At 67.5% G+C, this 23,900-nt stretch carries 18 protein-coding genes; 7 read left to right on the forward strand and 11 right to left on the reverse strand.

Annotation, left to right across the window (positions count from 1 at the left end; genetic code table 11):
• Positions 1-74: 74 nt before the first annotated feature.
• From ACK3BB_RS14630 to yajC, 5 genes are read right to left on the reverse strand one after another with little or no spacing between them, the layout of a single operon-like run.
• Entirely contained in the window at positions 75-428 is a 354-nt protein-coding gene (locus ACK3BB_RS14630) for an Mth938-like domain-containing protein (RefSeq protein ID WP_428925377.1), read from the reverse strand.
• Between the two features lie 4 nt (positions 429-432).
• A complete protein-coding gene (locus tag ACK3BB_RS14635) occupies positions 433-1,185 on the reverse strand; it encodes a sulfite exporter TauE/SafE family protein (protein ID WP_428925378.1) in 753 nt (250 codons plus the stop codon).
• Positions 1,178-2,146, reverse strand: a complete 969-nt coding sequence (gene secF / locus ACK3BB_RS14640) for a protein translocase subunit SecF (protein WP_428925379.1) — start codon at positions 2,144-2,146, stop codon at positions 1,178-1,180. The genes ACK3BB_RS14635 and secF overlap by 8 nt, the downstream gene beginning before the upstream one ends.
• A gap of 1 nt (position 2,147) precedes the next feature.
• Complete coding sequence (secD, locus tag ACK3BB_RS14645; protein ID WP_428925380.1) at positions 2,148-3,809, reverse strand: protein translocase subunit SecD; 1,662 nt, start codon at positions 3,807-3,809, stop codon at positions 2,148-2,150.
• A gap of 33 nt (positions 3,810-3,842) precedes the next feature.
• Positions 3,843-4,127: a preprotein translocase subunit YajC gene (gene yajC / locus ACK3BB_RS14650; RefSeq protein WP_428925381.1), complete on the reverse strand. Its 285-nt coding sequence runs from the start codon at positions 4,125-4,127 to the stop codon at positions 3,843-3,845.
• 282 nt (positions 4,128-4,409) lie between these two features.
• Between yajC and ACK3BB_RS14655 the strand changes: the two genes are divergently transcribed.
• The 5 genes from ACK3BB_RS14655 to ACK3BB_RS14675 all read left to right on the forward strand — a co-directional run bounded on the left by ACK3BB_RS14655 (position 4,410) and on the right by ACK3BB_RS14675 (position 10,248).
• Positions 4,410-5,153, forward strand: coding sequence for a trypsin-like serine peptidase (locus ACK3BB_RS14655; protein WP_428925382.1), 744 nt, complete (start codon positions 4,410-4,412; stop codon positions 5,151-5,153).
• 72 nt (positions 5,154-5,225) lie between these two features.
• Positions 5,226-6,518, forward strand: a complete 1,293-nt coding sequence (serS, locus tag ACK3BB_RS14660; RefSeq protein WP_428925383.1) for a serine--tRNA ligase — start codon at positions 5,226-5,228, stop codon at positions 6,516-6,518.
• On the forward strand, positions 6,515-7,246 hold the full coding sequence (locus tag ACK3BB_RS14665; RefSeq protein ID WP_428925384.1) for a hypothetical protein: 732 nt from the start codon (positions 6,515-6,517) through the stop codon (positions 7,244-7,246). The genes serS and ACK3BB_RS14665 overlap by 4 nt, the downstream gene beginning before the upstream one ends.
• 371 nt (positions 7,247-7,617) lie before the next feature.
• A complete protein-coding gene (locus ACK3BB_RS14670; RefSeq protein ID WP_428925385.1) occupies positions 7,618-8,712 on the forward strand; it encodes a linear amide C-N hydrolase in 1,095 nt (364 codons plus the stop codon).
• Between the two features lie 246 nt (positions 8,713-8,958).
• Positions 8,959-10,248, forward strand: coding sequence for an MFS transporter (locus ACK3BB_RS14675; RefSeq protein ID WP_428925386.1), 1,290 nt, complete (start codon positions 8,959-8,961; stop codon positions 10,246-10,248).
• A 151-nt stretch (positions 10,249-10,399) separates the two neighbouring features.
• Here the strand turns inward: ACK3BB_RS14675 and ACK3BB_RS14680 are convergent, their stop codons facing one another.
• The 6 genes from ACK3BB_RS14680 to ACK3BB_RS14705 form a co-directional block, all read right to left on the reverse strand.
• Positions 10,400-11,836, reverse strand: a complete 1,437-nt coding sequence (locus tag ACK3BB_RS14680; RefSeq protein ID WP_428925387.1) for a helix-hairpin-helix domain-containing protein — start codon at positions 11,834-11,836, stop codon at positions 10,400-10,402.
• 311 nt (positions 11,837-12,147) lie between these two features.
• A complete protein-coding gene (locus ACK3BB_RS14685; protein WP_428925388.1) occupies positions 12,148-13,134 on the reverse strand; it encodes a fatty acid desaturase in 987 nt (328 codons plus the stop codon).
• Between the two features lie 214 nt (positions 13,135-13,348).
• Positions 13,349-14,524: a DUF2235 domain-containing protein gene (locus tag ACK3BB_RS14690; RefSeq protein WP_428925389.1), complete on the reverse strand. Its 1,176-nt coding sequence runs from the start codon at positions 14,522-14,524 to the stop codon at positions 13,349-13,351.
• Between the two features lie 175 nt (positions 14,525-14,699).
• Positions 14,700-16,133, reverse strand: a complete 1,434-nt coding sequence (gene der / locus ACK3BB_RS14695) for a ribosome biogenesis GTPase Der (protein WP_428925390.1) — start codon at positions 16,131-16,133, stop codon at positions 14,700-14,702.
• 48 nt (positions 16,134-16,181) lie between these two features.
• Entirely contained in the window at positions 16,182-17,525 is a 1,344-nt protein-coding gene (locus ACK3BB_RS14700; RefSeq protein ID WP_428925391.1) for a PQQ-binding-like beta-propeller repeat protein, read from the reverse strand.
• Between the two features lie 236 nt (positions 17,526-17,761).
• Positions 17,762-18,424 (reverse strand): hypothetical protein, encoded by a 663-nt coding sequence (locus ACK3BB_RS14705; protein WP_428925392.1) that lies wholly within the window; start codon positions 18,422-18,424, stop codon positions 17,762-17,764.
• Positions 18,425-18,753: 329 nt separating this feature from the next.
• Between ACK3BB_RS14705 and ACK3BB_RS14710 the strand changes: the two genes are divergently transcribed.
• Positions 18,754-20,070 (forward strand): efflux RND transporter periplasmic adaptor subunit, encoded by a 1,317-nt coding sequence (locus tag ACK3BB_RS14710; protein WP_428925393.1) that lies wholly within the window; start codon positions 18,754-18,756, stop codon positions 20,068-20,070.
• Positions 20,067-23,846, forward strand: a complete 3,780-nt coding sequence (locus ACK3BB_RS14715; RefSeq protein ID WP_428925394.1) for an efflux RND transporter permease subunit — start codon at positions 20,067-20,069, stop codon at positions 23,844-23,846. Before ACK3BB_RS14710 ends, ACK3BB_RS14715 begins: the two co-directional genes overlap by 4 nt.
• The last annotated feature ends 54 nt before the right edge of the window (positions 23,847-23,900 follow it).

Genomic DNA, 23,900 nt, shown 5'->3' on the forward strand with positions numbered 1-23,900 from the left:
CGCCCGTCGCGGAAGCGCGCCAAAAGTCGTCATCGTCGCACCCCGGCGCGGGCGCGTACCAGCGCCGTCGGTCCTCAGACCGGCAGCAGCGCCACGGCCACCCGGCGGCCCTCCGACAGAAGCACGTTGTAGGTGCGCGCGGCGGCCGGCGAGGTCATGCCTTCGACGCCGATGCCCGCGGCATCCAGCATGGCCCGCAGCCCGGCCGGCAGATGGGCGATCTCGGCGCCGGTGCCGATGAACAGCACGTCGACATGATCGGCCAGCGCCAGCAGCGCCGCGCTGTCGTCATAGCCGCCCCAGGACGACGTGCCCCGGGGCCCGGTCAGGATCGGGCCCGACCAGACCTCGCCGGCGATGCGAAAGAACCCGGGGCCATAGCCGTCGACCGGATCGCTGTCGTTGAACTCGATCTCGTTCAGGCGCATTGCGTCACTCCCATATCCGCAGGGCCGACAGGGCCGAGGCCGTGATGATCACGTAGGCCACGACCCGATAGGCCTTTTCCAGCCCCGGCCGGAACAGCCAGCCGCCCAGCATGTTGCCCAGCACGTTGGGCAGCGCCAGGCCCAGGCCCAGCAGCACGGGCACCAGGGTGACCACGCCCTTGGCCGCCAGGATGCCGCCCAGGAGCAGGTCATAGGCAAAGAGGTAGATCATGACCGAGGCGCGGACCACCCCCGCCGGGTTCGGGCTGGCCATGTAAAGCAGGATGACCGGCGGCCCGGGAATGCCCGACACGCCGCCCAGGAACCCCGCCAGGCTGCCGGTGCCGAAGATCAGCCCATGGCCCAGCCGGCCCTGGTAGCGCAGGCCCAGGATCATGCAGCCGACCATGGCCAGGGCCACCAGCGCGGCCGAGACCTGGAACATCTCGGGCGCGACATGGCCCAGGGCCAACAGCCCCAGCGGCAGGAAGATCAGCGTACCGGCCAGCAGCCGGGCCAGGTCGCCCTTGTCGGCGGTGCGCCAGGCGGCGGGCAGGTTGGGGATCGGGCCGAAGAGGTCCATGACCATGACGACCAGCAGCACCTGGAACGGGTCCAGCACCTGCGCCGCGGCCGGCACAAAGATCATCCCCGTGCCGAACCCGGCAAAGCCGCGCACCGATCCGGCGACCAGCGCCGCGAGGAACAGCCAGCCCAGCCCCGGTTGCCCCAGGGCCGTGGCTATGGCGTCAGGCATCGATATTGGCGAACTGGTTGCCTGCGGTGTTGCCCGGCTTGGACCAGTCGCGCTTGACCCCCAGCCACAGCAGGATGGTCGAGGCGACAAAGACCGACGAATAGGTGCCGACGATCACGCCCCAGATCATGGCAAAGACAAAGCCCCGGATCACGTCGCCGCCCAGCACGAAGAGCGAGACCAGCGCCAGCAGCGTGGTGACCGAGGTCATCATCGTCCGGCTGAGGGTCTCGTTGATCGACATGTTCAGCACGTCTTTCAGATCGCGCGACTTGTACTTGCGCAGGTTCTCGCGGACCCGGTCAAAGACGACCACGGTGTCGTTCAGCGAATAGCCCACGATGGTCAGCAGCGCCGCGATGATGGCCAGGTCGAACCGGATCTGCAGCTCGGAGAAGATGCCGATGGTCAGCACGACGTCGTGCACCAGCGCGGCCACGGCGCCCAGGGCAAATTGCCATTCGAACCGCAGCCAGATGTAGACAAGCACCGCGCCGATCGCCAGCACCACGGCAATGACCGCCGTCTGGATCAGCTCGCCCGAGACCTTGGGCCCGACGCTTTCTACCTGCACAAAGGCGATGTCGGGCGCAATCGTGGCCAGCGCGGCCTGGATCGCCTCGATCGTGTCGGCGGCCAGCGCCTCGCCGCCTTCCTGGGCCTGGATGCGGATCATGGCGACGTGCTGGTCGTCGTCGAAGGACGGGTCAAAGACCTCGGTGATCGTGGCATCGCCCAGCTCCAGCGGGGCCAGGGCATCGCGATAGGCGCCGACATCGACGCCGGTCGAGGCCTCGGTGCGGATCGTCGTGCCGCCGCGGAAGTCGATGCCGAAGTTCAGCCCGCGCGCGGCAAAGGAGCCGAGCGCCAGCAGGATCAGAACACAGGAAATGCCCAGCCAGAGCTTCCACTTGGAAAAGAAGTCGAAATTGGTTTCCTGGGGGACCAGCCGAAGGCGCATGTCAGACCTCGATCGTCTTGGGGCGGCGGCGTTCGAACCACATCACGACGATCAGGCGGGTCACGAAGATCGCCGTGAAGACCGAGGTGAGGATGCCGAGCCCCAGCGTGATGGCAAAGCCGCGCACCGGGCCGGAGCCCATGACGTAGAGGATCACGGCCGTGATGAAGGTGGTGATATTGGCGTCGAGAATGGCCGAAAGCGCCTTCTCGTAGCCCAGTTCGATGGCCCGCGACGGTCCGCGCGCTGTCTTGAGCTCTTCGCGGATGCGCTCGAAGATCAGCACGTTGGCATCCACGGCCATGCCGACGGTCAGCACGATACCGGCAATGCCCGGCAGGGTCAGCGTGGCCCCGATCAGCGACAGCAGGCCGAAGATCAGGATGACGTTGATGATCAGCGCGACATTGGCAAAGAGCCCGAACAGCCCGTAGCTGAGGAACATGAAGACCAGCACCGCGACAAAGGCCACGATGGTCGCGATCTTGCCGGCCTCGATGCTGTCCTGGCCCAGCTCGGGGCCGATGGTGCGCTCTTCGAGGAACTCCAGCTCGGCCGGCAGGGCGCCCGCGCGCAGCAGAACGGCCAGGTTGGTGCTTTCCTCGATGGTGAAATTGCCGGTGATGATGCCCGAGCCGCCGGCGATATGAGCCTGGATCACGGGGGCCGAGATGACCTCGTCGTCCAGCACGATGGCAAAGGGCGAGCCGATGTTGTCGCGGGTGTAATCGCCGAACTTGCGGCCGCCATGGGCGTTGAAGGTGAAATTGACCGCCGGCCGGCCGTTCTGGTCAAAGGACGGCTGGGCATCGGTCAGCTCTTCGCCGGTCACGACCGGTGCGGCCTCGACGACGTAATAGAGCCCTTCCTGCGACAGGTCGGGCAGCAGCTTGTTGCCCGTGCCCGGTGCGGCATCCGCATCGGTGGTGCGGCTGACAACCGGGTTGAAGGTCAGCTGGGCGGTGGTGCCGATGATGTCCTTGAGTTCGGAGGCCGAGCCGATGCCGGGCACCTGGATCAGGATGCGGTCGGAGCCCTGGCGCTGGATCGTGGGTTCGCGGGTGCCGACCTCGTCGATCCGGCGGCGCACGATTTCAAGCGCCTGGCGCACGGTGCGATCGTCGGAGGCCAGTTTCTCGGCCTCGGACAATTGCACGACGATCTCGTCGCCCTGGGCGGTGACATCCAGATCCTGGGCGCCGACACCGGTGACGGAAGTCACCGGGCGGGACAGGCCGCGCACCACGGTCAGGGCGCGCGACATGCCGTCGGGGTTCGAGATCTTGACCCGCAGCTCGGTCGGTTGCGACGGCTGCTTGCGGATGGTGCCAACGGTCTCGCGCTCGGGGCGCAGGGCGTCGCGGACCTCGGGCCAGAGGCTTTCCATGCGCGTGGCATAGACGTCCTCGACCTTGACCTCGGCCAGCAGGTGGGCCCCGCCGCGCAGGTCCAGCCCGAGGTTGACCAGCGACGAGGGCAGCCATTCGGGCCAGGCGGCCAGTTCGGCGGCGCTGTCCGGCGTGGACAGCCCCGCGTCAATCGCCTTGGCCGCGTCGTTGTGACTTTCGACGCGCCCATAGAAGGCATTGGGCATTGCCAGCCAAAGGCCCACCGCACAGGTGAGCCAGATCAGCACCCGTTTCCAAAGCTCGATCTGCAGCATTTATGCCCCTGCCCTGTAAGGAATTGTTCCGGCTTATTCTTTTGCCGGTTCGGTCTTGGACAGCACCTGCGCGATGGTCGATTTCACGACGCGGACGCGGACACCTTCGGCCAGTTCGACTTCCAGCTCGCCTTCGTCCTTGACCTTGGAGACCTTGCCGATCAGCCCACCCTGGGTGACAACCTGGTCACCGCGGCGCAGGGCTTCGACCATGGCCTTGTGCTGTTTGACCTTTTGTTGCTGGGGGCGGATCAGCAGGAAATACATGATCGCGAAGATCAGGATGAGGGGAAGGAACTGAGCGATTGCGCTTTCCATTAAGTCTGTCCTCTTGGGGTTGTCTGAGGGCAGCCTTTGGCACCCCCTGTCAAGGTTGCGCGGAACATATGGGCGATGTGCAGGAGGCGCAAGGCGGTGCCGCGGGGAATTCATGGCCCGTGGTCCGGGCGGGGAATTCGGGGCTTTCGCCAGAAGCGCGGGCGCGGTTTCCGGGGGCTTTGGCCCGGGTTTCCGGGCGGTGCACGGGGGTGGCAGTGTCGCGGGCGTATCGGCGGCGGGGGGTGCCCTTATGCTGATGGTGGCGTGGCGGAGAGGATGGTGATGGGTATTGGGGCCAAGAAGAAGACAGGGGGTCTGGCCCTTGTCCTGATGGCGGGCATGGGTGGCGGCGTGGCGGGCATGGCCGCGGCGGAGGGGCTGCCGGCGCTGCCCGAAGAGGCGCATGACATCTGGGCGGCGGTGGGACGGGTCAATGCCGGGGGCTACCGCAGCCGGGGCATGTGTTCGGGGGTGCTGGTGGCTCCCGACCGGGTGCTGACCGCGGCGCATTGCGTCTTTCGCGACGACGGGCGGGCAGTGGCGGTGGAGGACCTGCATTTCGTGGCCGGCTGGCACAGGGGCCGGGCCCGGGACGATGCCGGGGTGGTGGCTGTAGCGTTGCATCCCCAAGCGCTGGAGGACGGGCGGATCGACCCGGGCCATGACCTGGCCCTGTTGCAGCTGGACCGGGCCCTGGAGGTTGCGCCGATCGGGCTGATGGGGCGGCGCATGGGCGCGGGGCCCTTTGCGCTGGTGGCCTACCAGGGGTCGCGGCCGCATGTGATGGGCGGGCGGTTCGATTGCGCGTTGCGGCTGCAGAAGTTCAGCCTGGCCCTGACCACCTGCCCGGTCGAGGGCGGATCGTCGGGCGGGCCGCTGATGGGACAGGTCGACGGGCAATGGGCCGTGGTCGGCGTGGTCTCGGCCCGGGCCGGCGGTTGGACGCTGGTGCCCCGGGCGCTGGACTGGGTGGCCGGTGCGTTGGCGGCAGAGAGACCTGCGACATCGGCGGAACCGGAGCGGTGACCGGGCACCCTACCCCTTTGCCGCCGGACTTGTCATAAGGCGCATACCGATTCACCAAAGGAGTGCCGAGACATGCACGATATCCGCGCGATCCGCGAGAACCCGGAAGGCTTTGACGCCGCCCTCGCCCGTCGGGGAGACGCGTCGATGTCGTCGGAGATCCTCGGCCTTGACGAGGCGCGCCGCGCCAAGATCCAGGCGGCCGAGACGGCCCAGGCCGAGCAGAACAAGGCCTCCAAGGAAGTCGGCGCGGCCAAGGGGCGCGGCGACGAGGCCGAGTTCGAGCGCCTGCGCGCGCTGGTCGGCGAGAAAAAGGCCGAGGTTGCCGCGATGCAGGCCGAGGCCAAGGCGCTGGATGCGCAGCTGACCGACATGCTGGCGCGGATTGCCAATGTGCTGGCCGATGACGTGCCGGACGGGGCCGACGAAGACGGCAATGTCGAGGTCCACCGCTGGGGCGCGATCCCGAATTTCGCCTTTGCGCCCAAGGAGCATTACGAGATCGCCGGCGTGGCCGCCGGGATGGATTTCGAAACCGCGGCCAAGACCAGCGGATCGCGGTTCGTCTTCCTCAGGGGTGGCGTGGCGCGCATTCACCGGGCGCTGGCGCAGTTCATGCTCGACACCCATGTCGACAAGAACGGCCTGACCGAGGTGCAAAGCCCCGTGCTGGTGCGCGAAGAGGCGATGTATGGCACCGACAAGCTGCCCAAGTTCGGCGACGACAGCTATCAGACGACCAATGGCTGGTGGCTGATCCCGACGTCCGAGGTCACGCTGACCTATTCGGTGGCCGGTGACACGCTGGCCGAGAGCGACCTGCCGATCCGGCTGACGGCCCATACCCAATGTTTCCGGTCCGAAGCCGGCAGCGCGGGCAAGGACACCGCCGGCATGCTGCGCCAGCACCAGTTCGAGAAGGTCGAGATGGTGTCGATCACCCATCCGGACCAATCGGACGCCGAACAGCAGCGCATGATGGGCTGTGCCCAGGGTATCCTCGAGGCGCTGGGGATCCATTACCGCACGGTGATCCTGTGTTCCGGCGATACGGGCTTTGGCGCCCGGCGGACCTATGACATCGAGGCCTGGCTGCCCGGCCAGAACACCTTCCGCGAGATTTCCTCGGTCTCGACGACCGGGGCGTTCCAGGCCCGGCGGATGAACGCGCGGTTCAAGCCGGCGGCCGGGGGCAAGCCCGAATACGTGCATACGCTGAACGGATCGGGCCTGGCCGTGGGGCGTTGCCTGATCGCGGTGCTGGAGAATGGCCAGCAGGAAGACGGATCGGTTGTGTTGCCCGACGTTCTGGTGCCCTATCTTGGGGGTAAGACGCGACTGACACCGGACGGAACGCTTGCATGAATGATCGCCCCTCGCCGCTCATGGCCCTTGTCGTCCTGCTGGCGACGGGGGCTTTCATCGCCTCGCCCTTCTTCACCGGGGAATTCCGGGGCTATCAGCCCGACCAGTTCCCGGTGCCCCTGGTCGATCCGCTGATCCAGCCCCCGGGCTGGACCTTTTCGATCTGGCTGGTGATCTATGGCTGGATGGCGGTCAGCGCGGTCTATGGGCTGATTTACCGTGCCAGCGAGCCGGACTGGGCGGCGATGCGCCCGTCGATGGCCGTGGCCGTGGCCGTTGGTGCAACCTGGCTGCCGGTGGCCATGGCCAGCCCGCTGCTGGCCGCGGTGCTGATCCTGGTGATGATGGTCGCGGCCATCGTGGCCCTGCATGATGCGCCCTTCCTCGACCATTGGTGGGCGCGGGCGCCGGCCGGGCTGTTTGCCGGCTGGCTGACGGCCGCGGCCTTTGTCAGCCTGGGCCTGATCCTGGCGGGCTACGGGCTGATGAGCGGGCGCACGGCGGCGATCGTCTGCCTGGTTCTGGCCCTGCTGGTTGCGGCTTTCGTGATCTGGACGGTGCGCGACACGGCGATGTATTCGGCGGCCGTCTGCTGGGCGCTGACCGGCATCTTCCTGTCGACCCTGACCGATGATCGCACCGTTGCGGTGATCTCGGGTGCCGGAGCGCTGATCACCGGGCTTCTGGCGCTGCGCGGCGTGCAGAAGCTGACCCTGACGGGCAAGTAACCCCCGGGCCGGCGCCGTCACCCGGCGCCGGCCTCCGACACTCGGCCCTTGCCATCCTGTCCGATGAGCATGGCCCATGGGCACCCCGGTGCATTGGTCCGGCGCATGTGTCTGACCGTTCCCCCCCCGACACTCAGCCCCGATCGTCCTGACCGATGCGCCTGCCCATTGGGCGGGTGCGACGCGCAAAGATGATCGGTCAGCCCTGCGGTTGCGGGGCCCGGACGCAGCGCAGCGCATGGCTGAGCGGCGGAATATATGTCCATGAAATACTTGGGATTTTCCCGTTTTCGCCCTTGCACCGCCGCATTTCGCTTGCAAGACCTCCGCATCTATCCCGGCCCTTTCGGCCGACTTTCGGAGCCTTTGTGATGAACCTGCGTAACCTGTTGAAACAAGTGGCCGCCGCCAGCGTGGCCGTGGGGCTGGCCAGCCAGTCGGCCCTGGCCTGTACCGGTATCCTGCTGCATGCCAAGGACGGCAGCACGATTGCCGCGCGCACCATGGAATTCGGCATCGATCTCGAATCCGACCTGGTGGCCGTGCCGGCGGGCACCAAGCTGGAGACCCTGTCGCTGAACCCCAAGGAAAAGGGCTTTGACTACGAGGCCAAGTACGGCTTTGTCGGGGCCAACGGCTTTGACATGCCGGTGGTTGTCGACGGGATCAATTCCGAAGGGCTTTATGCCGGGATCTTCTTCTTTGCCGGCTCAGCCGTCCTGCAGGACCTGACCGCAGAGAACCAGGACCATGCGGTGTCGTCCGAGGAATTCGCCACCTGGGCGCTGAGCCAGTTCGCCACCGTCGCCGAGGTCGAGGCCGCGCTGCCCGACATTGCCGTCGTGGGCACCGATATCGAGGCGCTCGGCGGGCCGGCCCCGGTACATTACGCGCTGACCGATGCCACCGGCGCGTCCATCGTGGTGGAATATGCGGCCAACGGGCTGACGGTGCACAAGAACACGGTCAACGCGGTGACCAACAACCCGACCTATGACTGGCACCTGACCAACCTGCAGAACTACATCGGGCTGAGCGTGCAGAACCACGAGGAAATGACCGTGGGCAGCCAGGTGCTCAAGCCCTTCGGCCAGGGTACGGGCATGGCCGGCCTGCCCGGCGATTTCACCTCGCCGTCGCGCTTCGTGCGGGCCGCGGCCTTTGCCAACGGCGCCCTGCCGTCTGACACCGGCGCCGAAGCGGTGTTCCAGGCCTTCCACATCCTGAACAATTTCGACATCCCCAAGGGCGCGATCCGCGAGGACGGCCAGACCGGCGAGATCTATGATTACACGATGTGGACGGCGGCGTCCGACCTGAAGAACAAGGTCTATTACATCAAGACCTATGACGGCCAGGCCATCGAAAGCCTGGACGTGATGCAGGTGCTCGACGGGCTGGACGCGCCCAAGGCCATCAAGCTGGACCATGAGTTCGAGATCATGGACCGGACGGCCAAGTTCTGATCGCGGGCCCATCGCCACGGCCCCGCGTGGTCCGGGTCTTTGACTTGATGAGTTGAATGCCTGGTCCCCGGAGCGGGCTGATCGAACGAACACCCTCGCAGGTTTCTGCGAGGGTGTTTTCGTTTGGCATGCCAGCTGTGCGATCAGGCCGGGCGGGCGCCGGAGTGATGCACAGGCGGGATGCGCGGCAGATCGCGGCGCAGGCATAGACTTGCGCCGGGGGCGGGCACATCCGAAGGTGCCGCCATGGCATCCGACCTGGACTTCTCCTTTTCTGCGCTGAACGATCCGGCGAAACGGCACATCCGCGTGTTTCAGCTTCACCAGTTCCTAGATCGGTTCGCGATGGGCCTGACGGTTGCCGTTGTGGCCCTGGCCTTGACCGATCGCGGCATGGACCTGTTTCAGATCTCGCTGCTGTTCGGGATCTATTCGTTGACGACCATGATGATGGAGCTGCCCTTCGGCGGGTTGGCCGATGCCATCGGGCGCAAGCCGGTGTTCCTGGCCGCCGTTGTTGCCAGCGTGACCTCTCTTGCACTGTTTCTGGCGACCAGCGATTTCCGCGTTCTCGCCCTGTCCTTTGCCTTTATCGGGTTCGGGCGGGCCTTGCGGTCGGGCACGCTGGACGCCTGGTTCGTCGAAACCTTCCGGGCCGCCGCTCCCAATGTCGATGTCCAGCCCGCCCTGGCCAAGGCGCAATGGGCCAATGCCATGGGCCTGGCCATCGGGGCCGTGCTGGGCGGGCTTCTGCCCGATCTCCTTGGTCCGGCAGCCGTGACCCTGGGGTTCAGCGCCTATGACGTGTCCTATGCCGCCAGCCTGGCCGTGATGATCGGGGTCTTTGTCTACACCCTGGTCTGGATCGTCGAAGCCCCTCGCCCGCTGAACCCCCGCGCCCTGCGACAGGGCTTTGCCTCGGTCCCGCAGGTGATCAGGGAGGCCGGTCTCCTCGCCCTGAGACATCCCGCCCTGTCGATGCTGCTGGCCGCCCTGGCGTTCTTCCTGATGGCGACCAATCCGGTCGAGGTGATCTGGCCGACCCATGCCAAGCCCATGCTGGAGGACGGCCATGCGAACACGGTCATCGGCATCCTGACAGCGGGCTATTTCTTTTCGATTGCCTTCGGCGCGTCGCTGTCGCCGCGGATCAGCCGGCTGTTCGGGCGGCGGCATGCGGTGACACTTGCGGCGGCCTTTACCGTCCTGGCCGGCGTTCAGATCGCGCTGGCCCTGCAGGGCGGCATCGCCGGTTTCGTGGTGATGTTCCTGCTCTATTCGGTTGTGCTCGGCATTTGCGAGACCCCGGCCAGCAGCATCCTGCACAGATGTGTCGAAGACCGTCAGCGGTCGACCATGCTGTCCCTGCGCTCGCTGATCCAGCAGCTGGGGGCGGCCCTTGGCCTTGTCCTGGCCGGGGCCATAGCCGAGGTCCATTCCACGCCCGTGGCCTGGATCGTCGGCGCGGTGTTCCTGTTCATTGCCGTGATCCTGATCGCCATCCTTGCCAGGCGGCTTGCCGGCGGGGCTGGCTAGCGGCCGGTCTTTCGACGGGCCGCATCGGCAATTGGGAATCTGCGCCGGGCGCCCGGCCGCACGCGGGATGGGCCGCCCGGGCTAGGGGGCGCGACGCAGCCGGTTCCCCTTGCCGGTGAAGACGCGGCCGGGTTTCCTGCCGGTGGACGTGTCAGTCCTTGGCGGGCTTCTTTTTCTTCTTCTTGCCCCCGGCCTTGGCCTTGCGGGCCTCTTTATGGGCGTCCTTCTGGGCCTTGAGCTTGCGCGCGCCTTCCTTGCGGCGCTTGGCGGTGCCGGCCTTGTCCGAGAGTTTCTTGCGGGCCTTGGGGCCGGTGCCGTCGGGCGGCGGGTCGGCAGGCGTTTCCTTGGGGGGCGCATCCGGGGCTTCGGGCGGAATGTCGTCGGGGGCCTCGGGCGGTGGGGCGGCAGGGGTTTCGGTTGGGCTGTCGTCCGGTGTTTCAGGCGGGGTGTTGTCCGGAACTTCGGGCGGAGCGGCGGGCACCTCGGACGGGGTGGCTGGCGGCGTGTCGGCAGGATCGCCTGGCACCCCCGGGGGCACATCGGACGGCAATTCGGGCGGGATCGTCCCGGGCAGCTCGTCCGGGGCCGTGGGCGACGGCACCTCGACGGGCGGTGGGCCGTCGGGGGACGGGTCCTGCGGCTGGGGGATCTCTCGGGGCGCAGGCGGCGGCGTGGGATCGGCGGGCGGCTCGGGCTCGCCGGCGGGGCCCATGCGGCCGGGGATCATCCCCAGGTCGTGTTGCGCCTGTCCACCGGTCGCCGGGGGCTCGGCCCGAGCGGCGGGTTGCGGCGCGGGCGGTTCGGGTGCGGAGGCTGCGCTCGCCGGGGCCGGGGCGGCCCCCCTCGCCGCCTGCGCATCGCGCGGGGGCAGATGGCGGATCGTGCCGTTGTCGGGATCGGTCTCGATCTCGGTCACCCAGGTCATCGGACCGGGATGGATGAAGAACACGGGCGGCTCGCGGCGGCGGCGGGGCCTGTCGGGGGTCATGGCTGTCTCCTGCCGGGGGGGCGGATCATCGGGTGTGGCCGGGGGTGCGGGCATCGACGGCGGGGATGTGGGCGCCGTGGGACTGGCCGGCCGTGCATGCGGGGGCGCCGATGGTTGCGGTTGCGATGCGGACGGCTCGGGCACCAGCGCAGGGGGCGTTGGCTCGGCCACAGGCACGGGGGGCGTCGGCTCGGCCATCGGCGCGGGGGGCGTCGGCTCGGGCACCGGCACGGGGGGCGTCGGCTCGGGCACCGGCACGGGTGGCGTTGGCTCGGGCGCCCGTCGCGCGCGCCGTTTTCGCGGTTGCGGCGCGGGCCGGGCCTTTTGCACATCGGGCATGGGCGTTTCGGCGGGGCTTTCGGGTGGCGGCGAGGTGGCCTTGCGCCGGCGCCGGGCCGGGCGCGCAGGTGGGGCCGCGGGATTGGCCAGGCGCTGGCGGGCCGTGTCGATCAGCTTTTGTGCCCGGCGTTCGCCGATCCCCGGAATGGCAAAGAGCCGCTCGACCGGCGCGGCTGCCAGGTCCTCGGCGGTGTCCAGCCCCAGGTCGCGCAGATACCGTTCCAGGACCGGCCCGATGCCGCCAATGTCGGACAGTTTCACCGCTGAACTTCCTTTTCACCACGTCCCGGCCCCCGGCCGCCGTGCTGGCAGCCCGTTTCCCTGTATAAACCGGGGTCGGATCAAGGCAAGCCGGGCCACCCTGCCCCGGGCCGATCCCCCGGCCGGTCGATGCGCCCCTGCCAGGAGAGAGGCAGTGACGCCCCCGGCGAAACGCGCGGTGCACCGGCCCGATGACGTCGGCCAACCGACACGCAACCCTCCACCAAACCGATCCCGACCTGCGGACATGACAAGGGGCGGCACGGGCCGCCCCCTGGCAGAAATCGTCGGGCATGCGGCCGGAAGCGCCGTCACCCCGGCTGGGCCACCCGTTCGGATGCCCGGGCCGCCGGGAAGGGCACCAGCCGCTCGCTTTCCTCGTCCCAGAGCTTGAGATGCATGGCGTAGAGCGCCTCTTTGAACTTGATCCGGCGCAGGCCCATCTCTTCGGGGATGGCATAATGGCACTGGCGCAGGCGATAGCTGGGGATGCGCGCGTTGAAATGGTGGATGTCGTGCAGGGTGATGTTGGCCACCATGAAATCGAAGAACCAGCCGAAATCCAGGCAGGACGAGCCCTGCAGCGCGGCGACCTGCGGATCAAGGTCGGGCCGGCGGTCCCAGTAGGTGTCTTCGAAATTGTGCTGCAGGTAGACCAGCCAGACGCCGAACATGCCCCCGGCATAAGACGAGCCCAGCCAGACCCAGATGCCCGTCCAGCCGAACAGCAGGTAGATCACCCCGGCCCAGGCCAGAACGGCGAGATTGTGCAGCACCACGCCCTTGACGCCGAATTGCGCGGCGTTCTTGGGCCAGCGGTAGCGGAAGAAATAGGTGAACAGCGCGCCCAGCGGGATCAGCACCAGCGGGTTGCGATACAGCCGGTAGCCCAGACGTTCCCAGAACCCGGCGGCATTCCATTCCTTGACGGTCATCGTGTGGATCTCGCCGGTCTCGCGGTGATCGAGATTGCCGATGAAGCCGTGGTGCATGTTGTGATTCTGCTTCATCGCCTCGAAAGGCGCGAAGGTGAAGACCGACAGGGCATGCCCGGCCAGCTCGTTCTGCTTGCGGGTCTCGAAAAGCGAGTGATGGCCGGTGTCATGCTGCAGGACATAAAGTCGCACCGCCGCCAGGCCCATGACCGCGCCCATCGGCACCAGGATCCACCAGGTCGAGACGTAATGCACGGCCAGGTAGAAAGCAGTGAAATAGACCGCGAAGGTGCCGAAATAGCTCAACGCCGCCAAGCGGTTGTCCTTTTCGACATATTTCCGGGTGTGGGCTCTGATATCCATGGACATTCATCCGGTCTCCTTATGACCGCGTACCTGACACTTTACGTCAATTAAGCGCGGACCCTCGGTCCGCAAGGGGGCTGACGGGTGCCACGGGCGCTCTGAGGCCCAAGTGCCACAACCCGATTACACTCTTGTAACGATTTAGTAATCTCTTTTCTGTCGACAACCGGACGTCACGGCAATCCCTCGCGCAGATCTGCATGGATGATGGTCAGAAGAGCCCCGGCCGGACCTTCCGCAGGCTGAGCGGACGGTAATTGGCATGGGCGGCGATGCGGGCGTCGACACTGGGCGACAGGGCATAGGGTTTGTCCAGTTGGGTACGCCATTCCAGGAACCGGGCCGGCGTCTTGTCCAGCTCGGTGTTCGAAAGAATATCCGTGGCGGCGGTGGGATCGGGCGCGACATCGGGCACCTGCACCGCCGGATCCAGCCAGAGCCCGGCATTCACCGCACCGTCCAGCACCCATTGCAGGGTCACGGCCGACACCTTCCTCAGCTCTCCGTCGATGCCCGAACCGCCGATGGTCCCGTGATCGCCCGCGAACCACATCTGCTGATAGCGCCGGTCGGGCCGGATGTCGTCGGCACCCTGCCCCACCTTGCTGGACAGCGTGCCGAGGTTGTCCCACAGGGCCGGCGGATAGAACGCCCGCCGTTCGTCGACCGACACGGCATGGCGGGCCGAGCCGATCAGGCTGGACAGCTCGGTGTCGTGGAATTCGTGGCGAAAGTTGATGATCTTGTCGAGCGATCCGGCGATGCGCTGGGGGATGCCAAGCGCGCCGACCGTGTCCCAGATGCCCAGGTAAGCGATACGCACCAGGGCCGCGCCGTCATCGCCCAGCGAGCGGCGCCAGGCCAGGTCGTCGGCCGAGGTGGCAAAGCCGGGCGACAGGCGACGGCGGGCCTCCTGGATATGGCGCTTGTCGGGGCCGTTGTTCCTGCCCGGTTGCTTGTAGAGCCGGAAGGCGCGGTTGACGCTGCCCCGGGTGACGTCCGGGGGAAAGCCGGCCTTGCGGATCATGCCGGCCAGCGACCGGGCGGTATAGGCCCCGCGCGAGAACCCGAAGATGAAGATCTCGTCGCCCGGCGTGTACTGGCGGGCGAGCCAGGCATAGGCTTCCTTGATGCGCTGGTTCAGGCCCCAGCCAAAGGCACCGCCGCCGTATTTGTTGATGGTCTGGCCGATGACCGTGGCGAAATCGCCCTCGGTGCCGACGCCGGGGAAATAGACCGAGACCTGGCCCGGCCCGGTGCGCATGTCCGGGTTTCCGGGGGCGTCATGGGGTGTGCCCGTGGCCCCGAACAGCTCGCAGACATGGGTGGCCTCGGGGATCGCCATGTCGTTCCAGGTGCCGTCACAGAAGACCGCCAGCCGCGCCATGTTCCCCCACCATCGTTAACCACTCCACCGACCGTAGGAAAACCGCCCAGTGCCGCCACGTCAAGACCATTGCGCGGCAGCCAGGTGCCGGCCCCGTGGGGGACCGGGCGACAGAGGATCACGGACCATGGCCGAACGGCCGGGCGCAGCGATGCGCCCGGCCGCCCCGGCGGATTTACTTGAGGTGCTTGCGCAGCTTGCTCGGCCCGGCCTTCTTGCGGCCCTTGTAGGGGTTCTTGTCCGATTGCGAGCGCAGGGTCAGGCGGATCGGCGTGCCCGGCATGTCGAAATCGTCGCGCAGCCCGTTGATCAGGTAGCGATTGTAGCTTTCGGGCATCTTGTCGGGATGCGAGCACATGACGACGAATCCCGGCGGCCGGGTCTTGGCCTGGGTCATGTAGCGCAGCTTGATCCGCTTGCCCTGCGGCGCCGGGGGCGGATGGGCCTCGACCATGCCGGTCAGCCAGCGGTTGAGCTGGGCGGTGGTGACGCGCCGGTTCCAGACGTCATAGGCCTTGAGGATGGCCGCGTTCAGCCGGTCGAGCCCGCGGCCCGTCTTGGCCGACAGCGTGACCAGCGGTGCGCCGCGCAGCTGGGGCAGCAGGTGTTCGAAGGCCTCGCGCAGGGCCTTCAGCTTGGCGTTCTTGTCGTCTTCGAGGTCCCATTTGTTGATCGCCACGACCACGGCCCGGCCCTCGCGGGCGGCCAGGTCGGCGATGCGCAGGTCCTGCTGTTCAAAGGGAATCGCGGCATCCAGCAGCACGACGACCACCTCGGCGAACTTGACCGCGCGCAGACCGTCGGAGACGGAGAGCTTTTCCAGCTTTTCCTGCACCTTGGCCTTCTTGCGCATGCCGGCGGTGTCGAAGATCCGCATCGGGGTGCCCTGCCAGTCGATCTGCAGCGAGATGGCATCGCGAGTGATGCCGGCCTCGGGGCCGGTCAGCAGGCGGTCTTCGCCTAGGATCTTGTTGATCAGGGTCGACTTGCCGGCATTGGGCCGGCCCACGACGGCAACCTGGAGCGGCTTGTCCATCCCTGGCAGGACGGCCGCGCCGTCTTCGTCGACCTCGACATCGGTGACCGGCGCGGTCTCGGCGGCCTTTTCCTCGGCCGCGTCGGCATGGGGCATCAGCGCGGCATAGAGATCGGTCATGCCCTCGCCATGTTCGGCCGAAATGCGCAGGGGCTCGCCCAGGCCCAGTTCCCAGGCCTCGATCACGCCGGCATCGGCGGCAGCACCTTCGGCCTTGTTGGCGGCCAGGATGACGTGATCGGCCCGTTTGCGCAGGATGTCGGCAAAGACCCGGTCGGCGGGCGCCAGCCCGGTGCGCGCATCGACGACAAAGAGGCAGACATCGGCCATGTCCACCGCCCGTTCGGTCAGCTTGCGCATCCGGCCTTCAAGGCTTTCGTCGGTGGCCTCTTCCAGGCCGGCCGTATCGATGACGGTAAAGCGCAGGTCACCCAGCCGGGCCTCACCTTCGCGCAGGTCACGGGTCACACCGGGCTGGTCGTCGACCAGCGCAAGGCGTTTGCCGACGAGGCGGTTGAACAGGGTGGACTTGCCCACGTTGGGGCGTCCGACGATGGCGAGGGTCAGGGTCATGGAACCGGCCGATAAGGGAACAGACGCGCCCCTTACCCTATAACGGGCTCAGCGGAAAGCGAACAATTGTCCCCGGGTGCTGACGACATAAAGCGTGTTGCCGGCGACAACGGGGTCGGTGGTCGCCCCGCCCGGCACTTCGATTTCGGCCAGCAGCGACCCGTCGGTGGGCGAAAAGGCGCGCAGGAAGCCGTCATTTGAGGCGATCCAGATCCGGCTGCCGGCCAGGATCGGGCCGTAATGGGCATAGACCGGGCCGCGCTTGAGGGGCTTGTCCTTGATGTATTTCGGCAGGTCGACCGACCAGATCGGCGCGCCGTCCGAGGCATCCATGCGCACCAGCTGGTTCGAATCGGTCAGGGCAAAGAGGCTCCCCCCGGCCGGCCAGACCTGGGTGATGGCACCAAAGGGCGCCGTCCAGCGGCGTTCGCCGGTCGAGGCATCCAGCGCGGCGATCCGGCCCGAGGCATTGCCGACATAGACGGTGTTGCCCACGACCATCGGCGCGCCGGTCACGTCGCCGATGCGCGCGGCGGAACGGCCGGGGCGCTGACCGGCCACGGTGCTGTTCCAGCGGCGCAGCCCGCCCTGGCGGAAGGCGCCGACGATGTCGCCCGAGCCAAAGGCAAAGACGACGAGGTCATCGGCCAGGGCCGGCGCCGGAGCGCCCAGCACGTTGGCGATGCTTTCGGTCACGCTGAGCTGCCAGCGAATACGGCCGTTCGACCGTTCGACCGCCCAGCCGGTATCGTCTCCGGCCACGACATAGACCAGGTCACCGACAACCATCGGCTTGCCGCTGCCCGTGGCGTCAAGCTCCTGCACCCAGCGGGTGCCGCCCGTGGCCGCATCGAGGGCGACAAGATCGCCAAAGCCCAGCGAGACGTAGAGCGTGCCGTCGTCATAGGCCAGGCCGCCGCCGGTGGCATCATCCTTGCCGGCATAGGCCGGGCGGGCATCGACCGACCACAGCACGGCGCCGTTGGGCGCCACGGCGGTCACCTGGTCCCGCGAATCGAGCGTGTAGATCCGCCCGCCGCCGACAACGGGCGCGGCTGTGATGCGGTGCTTGCGGTCGTCGCCCTCGCCGATATCGGTGGCCCAGGCCATGACCGGCACCGGGCGCAGGGCGGCATTGGTCGTGCGGTGGGCCGGCGTGCCCGGGCCCTGGGCCCAGGAGGCATTGCTGACCTGCGCGGGCAGCGAGATGGCAACCGAACGGTTGGCATCGGGATCGGGGTCCTTTCCGAAGGCCGTGACCTCGGCGATGTCCTCGCGGTCGCCCGGCAGCACGACCTCGGGTTCCGAGCAGCCGGCCAGTGCCACGGCGATCGCAAGCGCGGGCAGCAGGATCCGGCCGCGCCCGGTGGTGTTCTCGATTGCCTTGTTCATCAGCCTGTCTGCCCGTTCGTTCCGTGGCCGGCCCCTGCCCCCCGCAGGCGTGCCGGCAGCCTTCTTTTCAGTCGTCCGGCACCCGTGCGGGGCCGTCCCGTTCGCTCGTTCGCGACCCTGGCGGGCGCTGGTCCTTTCAAATGACGGCCGCCCGGTCGGGCGGCGGCCAATGTCGTCATCCGGTGGGGAAAGTTCCGGCCAATGTCCCGGCCGGCCCCGCGGGTCGATACCCGGGATCAGCCCCGGCTGTCGGCCGGTTCACCCCCGAGCGCCACAATCACCTGCGAGGCGCGCTGTTGCAAGTCCGTGGTGACCTCGGCGTCGTCGAGGATGGCCTGCAGCCGGTCGATCGCGGCCTGGTCGTTGCCTTCGCGGATATCCAGCACGGCCAGTTGTTCCTCGGCCAGCAGGCGCAAGGGGCTGCCCGGGGTGGCCAGGGCCTCGAAGCCGGTGCGCAGTTCGGCCGGATCGGCGCTCTCGGATTTCAGGGTCAGCGCCTTGAAGGCCGCGATGTTGCGATAGATCAGCGGTAGGTCGCCATCGAGCGAAATGCCGTCCAGCAGGTCAACGGCCTGTTCGGCCCGGTCATCCGCGGCCAGCGCCGCGGCGCGCAGGAAATCGACAACAGCCCGGCCGCCGGCATCCTCGGTTTCCACCGTTTCCAGCGCCTCGGCCCGGCCGGCGGCATCGTCGGCGGCCAGCGCGGCGGTGATGGCATCGCCCAGGGCTTCGGCCGCGGCCTGGTCGCGCGACTTGGTATATTCGTTCCAGGCCGCCCCGCCGACGATCAGGACAATGGCGAGAATGCCGATCCAGCCGTATTTCCGCATCATGGCAAAGAGCCGGTCGCGGCGCACCTCTTCGGTGACTTCGTCGATAAAGCTGTCGGTGTCGCTCACGCCTCTTGGCCTCCAGTCATTGGTGCCCGGGGGCACGTCCGCGGGCCGGACCGGCCCGTCTTGTCGTTTCCGCCCGTCGCATCGGCGGCCCTGCCCCCGGTCGCGGCCCCGACGGCGATCCGCAGGCCCGCCGTGGTGGCGTTGCGCCCGCTATATCGCGGCGAAAATGCCAAGCCAAGGGGCACGGATGACGGGATCGCGCCACATCGGGGCGAAAAAATCGGGAAATATGTTGATCTGAACTGGTCAGTTCAGAATATGCTCGCCATATATCGCCTGACATGAGGCCAGCCGGGTAGGGCTGTGATGAGTGACGAAGAGGCTATGGCATGCGATTGATCCCCACTCTGACGGCGCTGGTGGTGACGGTAGCCCTGTATTTCCTGGTTCTGGAGCGCGACAAGCTCCTGGCCTTTGCGCGCGGGACCGACCCGGCGACCGAGGCAACCCAGGACGGGGCCGACGCCCCCGCGGGTGATACCGGCATTGCACAGGACAATTCTGCAGAGAATATGAAGACGGCCGCCGACGCGGCGGTGCCCGGCGACGACACGCCGCCGGCGATGGGCGTGGTGGTGCGCCGTTCGGTCGCCCAGCCGGTCGACAGCGCGGTGATCCTGCGCGGCGAGACCCAGGCCATGCGCGAGGTGGCCGTGCCGGCCGAAACCTCGGCCGTGGTGATGTCCGAGCCGCTGCGCAAGGGCGCGCGGGTCGAGGAAGGCCAGGAACTCTGTGTCCTGGACCCGGGCACGCGCCATGTGACGCTGGCCGATGCCAAGGCCCAGCTGTCGCTGGCGCAAAGCCGCATTCCCGAAAGCGAGGCCCGGCGGATCGAGGCCGAGGCAGTGCTGGAACAGGCGCGGATCGATCTGAACGCGGCACAGAAACTCTCGGAAGGCGGTTATGCCTCGGATATCCGGCTGGCCGGGGCGCGGGCGACGATCCGCTCGGCCGAAGCGGCGGTGGCCGCGGCCGAGGCCGGGCTGGAAAGCGCGCAGACGGGAATCGAATCGGCCCAGGCCCAGGTGGCCTTTGCCGAGAAGGAAATCGAGCGGCTGACCATCCGGGCGCCCTTTGCGGGCTACCTGGAAAGCGACACGGCCGAGCTGGGCTCGTTCCTGGCCGCCGGCGGGATCTGCGGCACGGTGATCCAGCTCGATCCGATGAAACTGGTGGGCTACGTGCCCGAAACCCAGGTCAACCGGGTCAGCATGGGCGCAACGGCCACGGCCCGGCTGGCCGATGGCGGCGCGGCGGAAGGCACGGTGTCGTTCATCAGCCGGTCGGCCGATCCGGTCACGCGGACCTTTTCGGTCGAGGTGTCGGTCGACAATGCCGACCTGGCCATCCGCGACGGCCAGACCGCCGAGATCGCCGTCGCCTCGGAAGGCACCCGGGCGCACCGCCTGCCCCAATCGGCGCTGACGCTGAACAATGACGGCAAGCTGGGCGTGCGGATCGTCGACTGGGAAGGCATCGTGCAGTTCCAGCCGATCACCGTCCTGCGCGACGATGTCGACGGGATCTGGGTGACCGGCCCGACCGAAGAGGCCGACGTGATCGTCGTGGGCCAGGATTTCGTGACCGCCGGCCTGAAGGTGGCAGTCAGCTATGAAGACGAGAGCGACGGGGAAGATCAGCCATGACGGGAATCGTCGACTGGGCCGCGTCGCGGGCGCGGATGGTCATTGCCTTCATCGTGTTGTCGCTGCTGATCGGCGGCTTCTGCTATGTCAGCCTGCCCAAGGAAGGCGAGCCGGATATCGAGATCCCGGCGCTCTTTGTCTCGGTCCCCTTCCCCGGGATTTCCGCCGAGGATGCCGAAAGCCTGCTGGTCAAGCCGATGGAAACCGAGCTGGCCGATATCGACGGGCTGGACAAGATGACGGCCACGGCGGCCGAGGGCTATGCCGGGGTGGCGCTGGAATTCGAATTCGGCTGGGACAAGACCTCGACCATGGCCGACGTGCGCGACGCGATGAACTCGGCCTCGGCCGATTTCCCCGAAGGCGCCGAGCAATACACGATCAACGAGATCAATTTCTCGGAATTCCCGATCGTCATCGTCAACCTGACCGGCCCGGTGCCCGAACGGACCATGGCGCGCATCGCCAAGGAGCTGCAGGACCGGCTGGAAGGCCTTGATTCGGTGCTTGAGGCCGGCATCGCGGGCAATCGCGACGAGATGGTCGAGGTGCTGATCGATCCGCTGCGGCTGGAAGCCTACAACGTGACGGCCGCCGAGCTGATCAACGTGGTGCAGAACAACAACCAGCTGATCGCCACCGGCGATTACGAGACCGAACAGGGCAGTTTCGGCGTCAAGATCCCGTCGAACTTCAAGGATGTCAGCGACATCTACCGCCTGCCGGTCAAGACCAACGGCGACCGGGTGATCACGCTGGGCGACCTAGCCCAGGTCAATTTCACCTTCGAGGACCGCGAGGGCACGGCCCGGTTCAACGGCGACGACACGGTTGCCCTGCAGGTGGTCAAGCGCAAGGGCTACAACCTGATCGACACGGTCGACCAGGTGAAGGCCGAGCTGGCAGACGCGCGGACCGACTGGCCGCCGCAGCTGCGCGCGGCGGTCGACCTGGGCACGTCCAACGACCAGAGCCGGCAGGTGGCGTCCATGGTCAGCCAGCTGGAAGGCTCGGTGCTGACGGCCATCGCGCTGGTCATGATCGTCGTGCTGTCGGCGCTTGGCACCCGGGCGGCGCTGCTGGTGGGCTTTGCCATCCCGACGTCCTTCCTGCTGTGCTTTGCCCTGCTGGCGATGATGGGCGTGTCGATTTCCAACATCGTGATGTTCGGCCTGATCCTGGCCGTGGGCATGCTGGTCGATGGCGCGATTGTCGTCGTCGAATATGCCGACAAGCGGATCAAGGAAGGCTCGGGCCCGATGCATGCCTATGTCGAGGCGGCGCAGCGGATGTTCTGGCCCATCGTGTCGTCCACCGCGACAACCCTCTGTGCCTTCCTGCCGATGCTGTTCTGGCCCGGCGTGGCCGGTGAATTCATGGGCATGCTGCCGGTCACGCTGATCTTCGTGCTGTCGGCCTCGCTGGTCGTGGCGCTGGTCTACCTCCCGGTCATGGGCGGGGTGACGGGGCGGATCTCGCGCACGTTCGGCTGGGCCTCGGACGCCCTGCGCGCCCGCCTGCCCTGGGTCGTGCGGGCCGCGCTGGTGCCGCTGGCGCTATACGGGCTGTTCCTGAGCGCGATGCAGGTGCTGAACCCGGCCTACCTGCTGCCGGCCGGCGCGGTGTCGCCGACGATGGGCTCGCTGTTCGGCGGGCTGCTGTTCCTGGTCTTTGCCTTTTCGGCCTCGGTCACCCTTGGCGCGGCCCGGATCGAACGGCGCGAACGCCCCCCCCGGGCCGGCCATCACCGCACCCCGCTGGGCTGGCTGATCACGGCCATTGCCGGCAATCCGATCATGCCGATCGTCACGGTCGTGGTGGTCTTCATGGGGGTCATGGCCGTGTTCCAGGCCTATGGCGAGAACCAGCTGGGCGTGGAATTCTTCGTCGAGACCGAACCGGAACAGGCCACGGCCTATGTCAGGGCGCGGGGCAACCTGTCGCTGGCCGAGGCCGACCGGCTGGTGCGCCGGGCCGAAGAGGTCATCGGCAGCCATCCGGCGGTGATCAACGTGTTCTCCTTTGCCGGCGAAGGCGGGCTGAACCAGAACACCGGCGGTTCCGAAGCCCCGGCCGACACCGTGGGCCAGATCCAGTTCGAGATCCTGCCCTGGGAAGACCGGCCGAAACTGTCCGAGCCGATCATCGATGGCGTGCTGGACCGCGAGATCGCCGATCCGCGGTTCGATGGCGACCTGGTGATCGACCAGCTCGAAGCGCGGCTGGCGCAGATCCCCGGCATCCAGACCGAGATCCTGCCGCTGACCGGCGGGCCGGCCTCGGCCAAGCCGGTGCACCTGCGTATCAAGGCCGATGGCTGGGACCCGCTGGTCACGGCCACCGAACAGGCCCGCGCCCGGTTCGATGCCACGCCCGGCCTGATCCAGGTCGAGGACACCCTGCCCCTGCCGGGCATCGACTGGCAGATCGATGTCGATGTCGAAAAGGCCGGGCGCTATGGCGCCGACGTGGCCAGCGTGGGCGCGATGGTCCAGCTGGTCACGCGGGGCATCCTGCTGGACACGATGCGCGTCGACAGTTCGGACGAGGAAATCGAGATCCGCGTGCGCCTGCCGCGCGAGGACCGGGTGCTGTCGACGCTGGACAGCCTGAAGGTGCGCACGACGCAGGGCCTTGTGCCGCTGTCCAATTTCATCACCCGCCAGCCCGTGCCCAAGCTGGCCACGATCAGCCGGGTCGACCAGCAGCGGTTCTATGACGTCAAGGCCGACGTGGCGCCGGGGCTGGCCAAGGTGGTGACCACCGGGCCCGACGGTGGCGAACAGCGGCTGGCCGTGGTCAAGGATGCCGCGATGGTCGACGGCACGCCCGACCGGCTGTTCACCGCACCCAACGGCACCGATTACGCGTTGGTCGCGCTGACCGGGGCCGAGGATGTCGCGGCGCTGGAAACAGCGTTGGACGATGGGGCGCGTTTCGTGCCGATCAATGCCAACGAGCGTATCGCCGTGCTGACCGAATGGCTCGACAGCGATCCCCTGCCCGCGTCCGTCAGCTGGGAATGGACCGGCGACCAGGAGGAACAGGCGGAAAGCGAGGCCTTCCTGTCCTCGGCCTTTGCCGCGGCGCTGGGGCTGATGTTCATCATCCTGCTGGCCCAGTTCAACTCGATCTACAATTCGGTGCTGGTTCTGCTGGCGGTGGTGCTGTCGACGACCGGCGTTCTGATCGGGATGATGGTCATGCAGCAGCCGTTCTCGATCATCATGACGGGCACGGGGATCGTGGCCCTGGCCGGGATCGTGGTGAACAACAACATCGTGCTGATCGACACCTACCAGGAATATTCGCGCTACATGCCGCGGATCGAGGCGATCATCTACACCACCGAGAGCCGCATCCGGCCGGTGCTGCTGACGACGATCACGACGATGGCGGGGCTGGCGCCGATGATGTTCGGGATTTCGCTGGATTTCATCCAGGGCGGTTACACGATCGACAGCCCGACGGCGCTGTGGTGGAAACAGCTGGCCACGGCGGTGGTCTTCGGGCTGGGCGTGGCCACGGTGCTGACGCTGGTGGTGACGCCGTCGCTGCTGGCGATCCGGGTGTGGTTCGCGACCTACGTGGGCTGGTTCGCCACGCTGCTGGCGCGGCTGTCGATGGGCCGGTCCAGCCGGGCAGCGCGCGACTGGGCGCTGCGCCGGGCGGCGCGCAAGGCGAAGATCCCCGAGATCCTGTGGGGCGACGAGCGCGAGGGCGATGACACCGCCGGATCGCCGGCCATCTCACCGCCGCTCAAGGCGGCCGAATAAGCGGCCGCCCTCACCGGCCCTTCCGGGCCGTCTCGGCACGGGCCAGGCCGTGGG

This window comes from Marinibacterium sp. SX1, assembly GCF_050389775.1.
GTDB lineage: Bacteria > Pseudomonadota > Alphaproteobacteria > Rhodobacterales > Rhodobacteraceae > Marinibacterium.

Excerpts from the sequence above, each read along its gene's own strand:
- ACK3BB_RS14655 (WP_428925382.1), top strand. The coding sequence starts at position 4,410 with ATGGGTATTGGGGCCAAGAAGAAGACAGGGGGTCTGGCCCTTGTCCTG.
- ACK3BB_RS14685 (WP_428925388.1), bottom strand. The coding sequence starts at position 13,134 with ATGGATATCAGAGCCCACACCCGGAAATATGTCGAAAAGGACAACCGC.
- ACK3BB_RS14690 (WP_428925389.1), bottom strand. The coding sequence starts at position 14,524 with ATGGCGCGGCTGGCGGTCTTCTGTGACGGCACCTGGAACGACATGGCG.
- ACK3BB_RS14670 (WP_428925385.1), top strand. The coding sequence starts at position 7,618 with ATGAACCTGCGTAACCTGTTGAAACAAGTGGCCGCCGCCAGCGTGGCC.
- ACK3BB_RS14630 (WP_428925377.1), bottom strand. The coding sequence starts at position 428 with ATGCGCCTGAACGAGATCGAGTTCAACGACAGCGATCCGGTCGACGGC.
- ACK3BB_RS14700 (WP_428925391.1), bottom strand. The coding sequence starts at position 17,525 with ATGAACAAGGCAATCGAGAACACCACCGGGCGCGGCCGGATCCTGCTG.
- secF (WP_428925379.1), bottom strand. The coding sequence starts at position 2,146 with ATGCGCCTTCGGCTGGTCCCCCAGGAAACCAATTTCGACTTCTTTTCC.
- yajC (WP_428925381.1), bottom strand. The coding sequence starts at position 4,127 with ATGGAAAGCGCAATCGCTCAGTTCCTTCCCCTCATCCTGATCTTCGCG.
- ACK3BB_RS14635 (WP_428925378.1), bottom strand. The coding sequence starts at position 1,185 with ATGCCTGACGCCATAGCCACGGCCCTGGGGCAACCGGGGCTGGGCTGG.
- der (WP_428925390.1), bottom strand. The coding sequence starts at position 16,133 with ATGACCCTGACCCTCGCCATCGTCGGACGCCCCAACGTGGGCAAGTCC.
- ACK3BB_RS14665 (WP_428925384.1), top strand. The coding sequence starts at position 6,515 with ATGAATGATCGCCCCTCGCCGCTCATGGCCCTTGTCGTCCTGCTGGCG.
- serS (WP_428925383.1), top strand. The coding sequence starts at position 5,226 with ATGCACGATATCCGCGCGATCCGCGAGAACCCGGAAGGCTTTGACGCC.
- ACK3BB_RS14675 (WP_428925386.1), top strand. The coding sequence starts at position 8,959 with ATGGCATCCGACCTGGACTTCTCCTTTTCTGCGCTGAACGATCCGGCG.
- ACK3BB_RS14710 (WP_428925393.1), top strand. The coding sequence starts at position 18,754 with ATGCGATTGATCCCCACTCTGACGGCGCTGGTGGTGACGGTAGCCCTG.
- ACK3BB_RS14715 (WP_428925394.1), top strand. The coding sequence starts at position 20,067 with ATGACGGGAATCGTCGACTGGGCCGCGTCGCGGGCGCGGATGGTCATT.
- secD (WP_428925380.1), bottom strand. The coding sequence starts at position 3,809 with ATGCTGCAGATCGAGCTTTGGAAACGGGTGCTGATCTGGCTCACCTGT.